Origin of the sequence: Acinetobacter kookii (assembly GCF_900096895.1) — a bacterium.
Classification (GTDB): domain Bacteria; phylum Pseudomonadota; class Gammaproteobacteria; order Pseudomonadales; family Moraxellaceae; genus Acinetobacter; species Acinetobacter kookii.
In genome coordinates, this window is the sequence record NZ_FMYO01000011.1 from 73,697 (window position 1) to 82,910 (window position 9,214).

A 9,214-nucleotide genomic window follows, 5' to 3' on the forward strand; every position below is an offset into this window, starting at 1 on the left:
TCATCAAACCGCTATACGTTAGCATATTTAGCCATTGATAAAAAATAAAAAGGTAGTCGCAAGACTACCTTTTCTGTTGAATTTGTGCAGTCTGCACAAATTTAGCATTATTTACGTTGCTGATTTTTCAAGTAATCTTGAATACTCATTGGCGTTGGACGTGATGAACCAACGGCAGGAGCAGGTGCCGTTGCCGCTTCATTTTGCTGACGTTGAATGGCTGGCACATCATCATCTTCTACGACAGCTTGTGCTGTATGATTGACTGGACGTGTAGCAGACTGCACTGCTGGACGTTTTACCGTATCTGCCGAGTCTGCGGAATTACGGGTCAAACCGGTTGCAATCACAGTAACACTGATTTCATCACGCGCATCCGGATCAAAGACTGTACCGTAGAACACCTGACCTTCATCCAGATCGACAATCTGGTTGACGACATCGGTAATTTCTTCAATTTCACCGAAGGTCACATCATCACCACCAGTCACGTTAATTAAAATGCCTTTGGCATTCATAATGGTGACGTTATCCAGTAATGGACTACGAATAGCCTGTTCAGCTGCCTGACGTGCACGGGTTTCACCACGACCTGAACCCACACCCATCATGGCATAGCCACGTGTACTCATGGCGGTTTTCAAATCGGCAAAGTCAAGGTTGATATGACCTGGACGAACAACCAGATCAAAGATACTGCGTACCGCATTTAACAACACATCATCTGCTTTTTTGTACGCATCTTTCATTGAAATGTCGCGGAAGACTTTAAGCAAACGCTGGTTAGGAATAATAATCAGTGAATCGACATGCGCTTCCAGAGCCTCAATGCCTTTTTCAGCAGACTGTTGACGACGCTTGCCTTCAAAATTAAACGGAGTCGTCACCACACCTACGGTCAGAATACCCATTTCTTTCGCAATTTCAGCCACAACTGGCGCAGCGCCTGTACCCGTACCGCCCCCCATACCTGCGGTAACGAATACCATGTCAGTACCTTCCAGGTGTTGGCGAATCAGTTCACGGCTTTCTTCAGCAGCAGTCTGGCCCACTTGAGGATTTGCCCCTGCACCCAGACCACGCGTGCTTTGTTCACCTAATTGAATTTTGAATTGCGCATTCATACGGTCTAAAGCTTGTTTGTCGGTATTGGCACAGACAAATTTTACCCCTTGAATGTCGGATTCAAGCATGTGTTGCACGGCATTACCACCAGCACCACCAACACCAAATACAGTGAAACGGGCTTGACCGTTGCTATCGTTTTGATCATCTTCTAAAAATTCAAATGAGGCCATGACCTTTGGATTTCCTAATTCGTAATTGGCAGTCACTTAAGCCCGTATACTGCCTTGATCTTAATAAAAATTGAGTTTAGGATGCTGTCCAACCACACGCTTGTCAAGTGCAAGCCGTTAGACGTACAACTTCCTTACAATATTCCCAATAAATTTCACTTAAAATATCGATTTTAACTGATTGTTCAATGCTGACCATGCCCGACCGACCCGTTTAAAAACACTCAGTTTTTCAGGGTCTGTCGCTTCTACAATGGTATCTTGCGTATCACTTTGGCTAAACATCAACAAGCCGGCAGCAGTCGCATACTGTGAACGACGTAAAGCGGCCTGATTCTGTTCATCAGCATGTACTTGCACGGGCGGATTGCCTAAATGCGCTGACACCCCCAACATATGACGCGCCAGATTCACCATGCCTTCAATTTGACTAGCATCACCCGTCAGAACCACACCATGATACAAACCATGAATGGCCCCATTCCGCTGTAACTCTTGATGAACCTGGGTCAGAATTTCTTCATAACGCGCAATAATGATTTCCGCCAGTTCAATGCGGCTAATGGTCTGTGGACCATCAATACCCTGAAATTGAATCATATGGTCAGGCTTGACCACTTTCAGGTCAACACAGCCATACAACAGTTTCAGCCGTTCAGCTTCTTCGGTGGTGGTTTGCAATACGGCAGCAATATCACGGGTGACATGCTCTCCTCCGCGTTGCAAGGTATGTGTCAATGCCAGGCGACCATCCAGATACACGGCAATATTGGTGGTACCCGCACCGATATCAACCAAGCATACCCCATATTCTTTTTCATCTTTCAGCAAACTGGCTTCAGCAGTCGCCAGACAGGAAACCACCATTTTCTCCACGCCAATATTGGCCCCTTTCAGCGCACGATCCAGATTCTGCATGGTGCTGATCGGCAACATCATGAGCTGATAATGCCCCACCATACTATGCGCAGACATGCGAATCGGATTTTGCACCCATTCAGCAGAATCATCCAACTCAAAACCTAAAGGTACAGCACTCACCAGATAATGGTCTGAAGTCAAATGACTGGCTTTGGCCAACTCGAGTGCACGAACCACTTCGCTTGTTGTAATTGTATGGTCGCTATTTTCAATCGGAGTACGGCCTGAAGCATAAAAACTTTTTAATTCTGCGCTTGGAATGGAAATCCAGGCGGAATGCACCCGGCATTCAGCCATATCTTCTGCTTCTTGTACGGCATTTTTAATTGCAGTGATGACCTTGTCTAGACTTACAATTTTCCCTTTATTCATGCCTCGGTTACGAGCGGTTGCCATCCCAATCACTTGGATATTGTCTGGCGCATGTACCTTACCAATCAAAACTGAAACTTTGTGTGTCCCAATGTCAATCGCAACAACCGAGGGAACAGCTTCATTCATTATCTACTACTACCATTACGTGTTTAGTTAATTTATGGCCTTAAGCCTCTATTTTATATAAAGCCGCCCAATTATGGCTTTACCGTTCTTGTATCTGCAATGCTTGTGTCATCAATCGTTACAACAAAATGACCATTTACAATATTCGGAGGTGCTGCATTCTTCCATTGTATGGCCATTCCGTTTCTATAACGCAAGTCTACTGACGAAATTTTAGCCCAAACCGGTTTTAAATCACTTTGTGCCAGATGACTCAAGCGTTGAAGTTTACCCATGGTCTGATCCTGATCCACAATAATGCGCAAACCTGAATCAAACTGCATGAACCAGGTCATACGTTCTGTTAAATATAATTCTTTTAAGCGAATGTTGACCGGCAGGAATAACTGGTTAATTTCATTGTAACGACGCATCATCATTTTTGACTGAGAAGCAGGACCATGCAACAAAGGTAATTTCTGGTTATTCTGCGGCACCACTTCTGTAAAAATATCGCCACTATCACTCAACAGTCGTCCGGTTCCCCAACGGGCAATGGCATGACGGGGCATCACTCGTACACGAATTGAATTTGGCCATGCACGTGAAACCACCACGCGATCCACCCAAGACAACTCTAAAGCCTGATCCCGGATTTTTTCCAGATCAGAGGTAAAATAATTTTCTGTAACCTTGGGTGCAACATGGGTCATGACCTGGCGATTTTCAGCCTCCGAGCGGGTACCCACCACACTCAGTTTGGCCACCCGCGCATCAGTCATGACACCATACAGACCATATATCCCCACAGCCAATACCACAAGTGCAACCAGCATCAACAACCAGCCACCGAGATTCGTAAGCTTTTCCTTACGTGTAGGTGGCTTATCATGAATGGAGGTAATTGCCGCTCGTTTACGGCGCATTGAAGCAGGGAGTTGAGCCATATTCTAGTGAGCCGCAGCCGTTAAAGTCTGTTCTAAAATCGCCACACACAACTCATCAAAACTATAGCCTACAGCTTTGGCAGCCTTGGGTACCAGAGAATGACTGGTCATGCCTGGAACAGTATTCACTTCCAGTAACCAGAAGTTGCCCTGTTCATCCTGCATGGCATCAATACGGCCCCAACCGCTGGCACCGACGGCCTGAAAAGCACGCAAACATAAAGCCTGCAGACGTTTTTCTTCTTCCTCGGTTAAACCGCAAGGGATACCGTACTGCACGTCATTACGGTTGTACTTGGCCTCATAGTCATAGAATGCCACATCTTTTGGCGGTTCCAGGCGAATGATCGGCAAGGCCTGACCATTTAAAATCACAATGGTAAATTCACGGCCAGTAATCCATTTTTCTGCCATCACCACGGCATCATGTTCAGTCGCCTTGGCGATCGCATCAGCAAAGTCTTCCTTGCGTTCAACTTTACTCATACCAATACTTGAACCTTCATGTACCGGTTTGATAATAAATGGCAGACCAATGCTATCAATAATTGCATCCAGGTCAGAGTCTTTGGTCACAATGCGATAAGGTGCCGTTGGCAGTTCCGAACCTTGCCAGACCTGCTTGGTTTTTACCTTGTCCATGCCAATCGCAGAACCCTGCACACCGGTACCGGTATAAGGAATATTCAACCATTCCAATGTGCCTTGGATTTGACCGTCTTCCCCACCGCGACCATGCAAGACAATAAAGGCGCGGTCATAGTTGACCAGTTCAGTCACACTACGCTCTTGTGGGTCAAAAGCTTCGGCATTCACCCCCGAACGCACCAATGCTTCAAGCACAGCTTGACCACTATCTAGAGAAACCTCGCGCTCAGCTGATTTACCACCAAGCAATACGGCAACTTTGCCGAATTTTGAAGCATTTGCCACGTTTATATCCTTAAACTTTATAACTGAACGATCACATGCAAAAACACACAAAGTGATTATTTTAAATACAAATTATTTTGTGCAAGCTCAACCGAGATCGCACCCACATTACCTGCGCCTTGCGTTAATAACAAGTCATTCGCCTGTAACACTTTTTGCATCGCGTTTTGTAAATTGCCATCTACAGGGTCAATCAAAATCGGCTCAACATCGCCACGCAAACGGATACTGCGTGCCAGACTGCGACTATCTGCCCCGACAATCGGCTTTTCGCCTGCAGGATACACTTCTAACAATAACAATTGGTCGACTTGTGACAATACATCGACGAAGTCATCAAAGCAGTCACGGGTACGGGTAAATCGGTGCGGCTGGAACATCATCACCAGGCGGCGGTCTGGATGACTTTGACGTGCCGCTTTAATGGTGGCCTCGACTTCCTTAGGATGGTGACCATAGTCATCGACCAATTTAACATTGCCATATGCAAGTTCAAATTCACCTTGAACCTGGAAGCGACGGCCTACACCGCTAAAACCCTCTAATGCACGGCAGATCGCGCCATCAGAAACGCCTTCATCGGTTGCAATACCAATTGCCGCCAAGGCATTCAGCACGTTATGCAGACCCGGCTGGTTCACCGTCACACGAAGCGGTTCACGGTTTTTACGCAGCACGGTAAAGTGAGTACGCATACCATCCTGATCGACATCAACCGCACGGATGTCATTGTCTTCGTTAAAACCGTAGGTTAAGAGGGGACGGCCAATACGTGGCATAATTTCACGAATGTTGGCGTCATCACCGCATACTACAGCCAGACCGTAGAATGGAAGTTTCTGCAAGAACTGCACAAAGGTATCTTTCAGGACATCAAAGCTGCCACCATAAGTATCCATATGATCCGCATCAATATTGGTCACAATGGTGGCCATAGGCTGCAAGTGCAGGAATGATGCATCTGATTCATCCGCTTCAGCCACGATGTAACGGCTGGCTCCCAGTGCCGCATTGACACCGGTACGGTTCAGCAAACCGCCGATCACATAGGTGGGATCAAGATTTTCTTCCGCCAGCATACAAGTCACCAAACTTGTCGTGGTGGTTTTACCATGCGTACCGGCAACGGCAATACCGTGACGGTAACGCATCAGCTCACCCAGCATCTCTGCACGGCGAACCACGGGAATACGGCTTTCAATGGCGGCCTTGATTTCCGGGTTTTCAGGATCAATCGCGGTTGAAACCACCAGGACATTGGCATCTTTAATATTTTCTGCCGCATGGCCAATATAGACCTTGATGCCGTTTTCTTCGAGTTGAGCCGTGGTTTTAGAGGCTTTAATATCGGAGCCCGATACTTTGTAGCCCTGGTTTTTCAGTACTTCTGCAATGCCACACATCCCTGCACCGCCGATCCCCACAAAATGAATGTGTTTGATACGGCGCATTTCAGGCACTTTGATTAACTTTTTTGCTTGGTCAGCAGGAGTAGATGGAGACATATATTACTCTAATTTTACAATTCTTGAATTAAACGAACCACGTGTTGGGTTGCATCTGGTTGAGCCTGTTGACGTGCCTTGACTGCCATTTCAGACAACAACTGGCGATTCATCAACGGGGCTAAAAGTTCTTTTAAGCTATCTGGAGTTAAAGTGGCTTGTGGGCAAATTTTTGCCGCACCAGTTTTGGCTAAAAATCCGGCATTCGCCGTCTGGTGATCATCGACCGCACTTGGCAGTGGTACAAAAACCGCTGCCACCCCTGCCGTTGCAATTTCTGTCACGGTTAAAGCACCGGCCCGGCAGATAATCAGATCGGCATCCGAATAAGCCTTGGCCATATCTTCAATAAAAGGCTGTACTTCCACCTCTAGTGATGCAGGCTTATCTACATAACGTGCCTGGGTCGCCTCGGCATGGTTTTGACCACATTGATGATACACATTCAATGGTACATTCAGCTGTTTTAAGGCTTCCGGTACACGTTCATTTAATGCCTGTGCACCGAGTGAGCCACCGACAATTAAAATACGTAGCGGCAAACCCGCTTTCTCACGTTCTTGATAACGCCAAGACGGGCTTAAAATTTCAGTAATTTCTTTACGTACCGGATTGCCGGTGGTCACGATTTTTGCACTTTCAGGAAAAGTGTCGGGAAATGCCTGACACACTTTTTTTGCAATACGCGATAACTGGGTATTGGTGAAACCGGCAATGGCATTTTGCTCGTGAATAATCACGGGAATACCCAAGGCACGAGCCGCCAAACCACCGGGACCGGCCACATAGCCGCCAAAACCGGCCACAGCATCGACCTTAAGCTGTTTCATATAACGCATGGCGCTTAGGGTGGCTTTTAAAATTTTAAACGGTGCCAATAACTTACGCACAGCCCCATTACCACGTACACCCTGAATATCAATCTGGTAAATGGGAATATTATGATTCTTTAATAAACGGTTTTCCATGCCAGTCGGCGTTGCCAGCCAGGACACTTCAATTCCCTGCTGCTGTAATTCTTTGGCAACAGCAAGTGCTGGAAAAACATGCCCACCGGTTCCGGCAGCCATCATCATCACATGTTTCGGCTTTGTTTGCGTTGCTTCGGTCACGGTCTAATTCTTCAATTCTAAAATAGGAATAACGAAATTTGATTTTAAGCTGACAATTGTAATCACAAACGCATAACCGTGAAAGGTTATTTACTTTTTTTCAACATGCGTTTGATTGTTTTTTTCTTCAGATTTTAAAGTTTAAACTAGTTTTATTAATAATCGAGCAAAATATATATTTTTTAAGCAATTTTACGACCTGTTTTTTTGAACAACCCTTAAATTCCTGTCCCTTTGTTATCCCAAAATAAAAAGCAAGAAAAGGAACGAATCAAATAGAATAAAAAAGAGCTCCCATGAGGAACTCTTTTAAAAAATAAGACTTAAGCTTGCAAACCTGCTTCCAGAACGGCAAATAAATCATCGGCAATGGAAGTCCCAAACTGGCTATCAATTTCACGAATACAGGTTGGACTGGTCACATTAATTTCCGTCACGTAATTGCCAATCACATCCAGACCGACAAAAACCAGGCCTTTTTCACGTAAGTAAGGCCCTACTTTTGCTGCAATCGCTTTGTCATTTTCAGAAAGTGGACGAGCTTGCCCCAAGCCACCTGCTGCCAGGTTGCCGCGCACTTCGCCATTTTGCGGAATACGGGCCAGGCAGTAAGGTACTGGTTCACCATTCACCATCAGGATACGTTTATCGCCCTCGACAATTTCCGGAATATAACGCTGCGCCATAATCGGTCGGGTACCGTTATTGGTCAGCATTTCAATGGTCGACCCAATATTGATGCCATCTTGATACAAGCGAAAAATGCCTGTGCCGCCCATTCCATCCAGTGGTTTTACAATTACATCGACGTGTTCTTTCAGAAAATCCCGGATCAAACCTTCATTTGAGGTCACTAAAGTCGGTACCTGAAGTTCTGGGAACTGGGTGGCGAACAGTTTTTCGTTACAGTCACGCAGGCTTTGCGGCTTGTTAATAATCCACGCCCCTTCACGCTCGGCCTGTTCCAGAATATATGTGGTATAAACAAAGTTCATGTCGAAAGGCGGGTCTTTACGCATCAGCACCACGTCATAAGCCGCGATCGATTCTTTTTTCTTTTCACCCAATTCATAATAATGGTTATAGTCTTCAAACACTTTCAGCGGTGAAATCAAACCGAAGGCTTTACCTTGATCGATGTATAAATCTTGCTGTAATGCATAACCCAACTCATGTCCACGACGGCTGGCAGCCCAGAGCATGGCCATAGAAGAATCTTTTTTCAGGTTTACATTTTCGATGGGATCCATCACAACAAGTACGCGCATATCGATCTGCTCATGTATTTTTAAATTGAGAAAAGTATAGCGGAGTTTAATCTTTCTTTTTTCTCAATTTTAGTAAAGCTTGTATGGAATACTTTGAACACTGACAGGAATACTTTATGCAACAAGCCATTATTGGATTTCACCTAGATGAAGAAAATCATTGGGTCGCAGACCTGGCTTGCGGTCATACGCAACATGTGCGGCATAATCCGCCCTGGCAAAACCGCCCTTGGGTCATGACCGAGCAGGGTCGAAAAGAGAAAATCGGGATAATGCTGGAATGCAAGAAATGTGAAGAACCAGATTAATGATTTTTCAGATAAAGAATAAATAATGAAATATTTATCTAAAATATAATATTACAATTTTCTTTAGCCATGTCAGAATAATGATTTTTATTCTCAATTGCATAAATTAAAAGAGTTTAAAACCCCAAAAACAGATCATTTAAATTAACCATTTAAAAATAAAACCCCAATCCACCATATTCACCCCTGTTAAATCAAAATCTATATAATAAAAAAATAATGATTTGACCAGATATTATAATCACCTTTATTAATTTTTTATTTAAGCCCCTACTATTAAATTATTTCCCATACAGAATAAATCACATTTACCCCTTAAAATAAAAATTAGCAATCTATTAAACATTGGCAGAGTAAAACTTGAAGTGCGACATAAACCACCTAATTAATTTAAAGGGTTTATGGAGTATATAAAATTGTCATACCATCATCTTAACTTTGA

Annotated in this window: 8 protein-coding genes; 1 reads left to right on the top strand and 7 read right to left on the bottom strand. The window is 44.7% G+C overall.

The window, feature by feature from the left end; genetic code table 11:
• Nucleotides 1–107 precede the first annotated feature (107 nt).
• The 7 genes from ftsZ to gshB form a co-directional block, all read right to left on the bottom strand.
• On the bottom strand, nt 108–1,298 hold the full coding sequence (gene ftsZ / locus BLP85_RS13025; RefSeq protein ID WP_092820530.1) for a cell division protein FtsZ: 1,191 nt from the start codon (nt 1,296–1,298) through the stop codon (nt 108–110).
• A gap of 159 nt (nt 1,299–1,457) precedes the next feature.
• Nucleotides 1,458–2,720, bottom strand: a complete 1,263-nt coding sequence (gene ftsA / locus BLP85_RS13030; protein ID WP_092820532.1) for a cell division protein FtsA — start codon at nt 2,718–2,720, stop codon at nt 1,458–1,460.
• Nucleotides 2,721–2,791: 71 nt separating this feature from the next.
• Nucleotides 2,792–3,646: a cell division protein FtsQ/DivIB gene (locus BLP85_RS13035; protein ID WP_092820534.1), complete on the bottom strand. Its 855-nt coding sequence runs from the start codon at nt 3,644–3,646 to the stop codon at nt 2,792–2,794.
• A 3-nt stretch (nt 3,647–3,649) separates the two neighbouring features.
• Nucleotides 3,650–4,579 carry a D-alanine--D-alanine ligase gene (locus tag BLP85_RS13040; RefSeq protein WP_092820535.1) on the bottom strand — a complete coding sequence of 310 codons (930 nt, stop codon included), beginning with the start codon at nt 4,577–4,579 and terminating at the stop codon, nt 3,650–3,652.
• Nucleotides 4,580–4,635: 56 nt separating this feature from the next.
• Nucleotides 4,636–6,084, bottom strand: a complete 1,449-nt coding sequence (gene murC, locus BLP85_RS13045; protein ID WP_092820537.1) for a UDP-N-acetylmuramate--L-alanine ligase — start codon at nt 6,082–6,084, stop codon at nt 4,636–4,638.
• A 14-nt stretch (nt 6,085–6,098) separates the two neighbouring features.
• Nucleotides 6,099–7,196 (bottom strand): undecaprenyldiphospho-muramoylpentapeptide beta-N-acetylglucosaminyltransferase, encoded by a 1,098-nt coding sequence (murG, locus tag BLP85_RS13050; protein ID WP_092820539.1) that lies wholly within the window; start codon nt 7,194–7,196, stop codon nt 6,099–6,101.
• Nucleotides 7,197–7,519: 323 nt separating this feature from the next.
• Nucleotides 7,520–8,464: a glutathione synthase gene (gene gshB, locus BLP85_RS13055; protein ID WP_092820541.1), complete on the bottom strand. Its 945-nt coding sequence runs from the start codon at nt 8,462–8,464 to the stop codon at nt 7,520–7,522.
• A gap of 116 nt (nt 8,465–8,580) precedes the next feature.
• Here gshB and BLP85_RS13060 point away from each other — a divergent pair, with 116 nt between their 5' ends.
• The gene (locus BLP85_RS13060) at nt 8,581–8,772 is read left to right on the top strand and encodes a DUF3565 domain-containing protein (RefSeq protein WP_092820543.1); all 192 of its coding nucleotides are present in this window, start codon (nt 8,581–8,583) and stop codon (nt 8,770–8,772) included.
• The last annotated feature ends 442 nt before the right edge of the window (nt 8,773–9,214 follow it).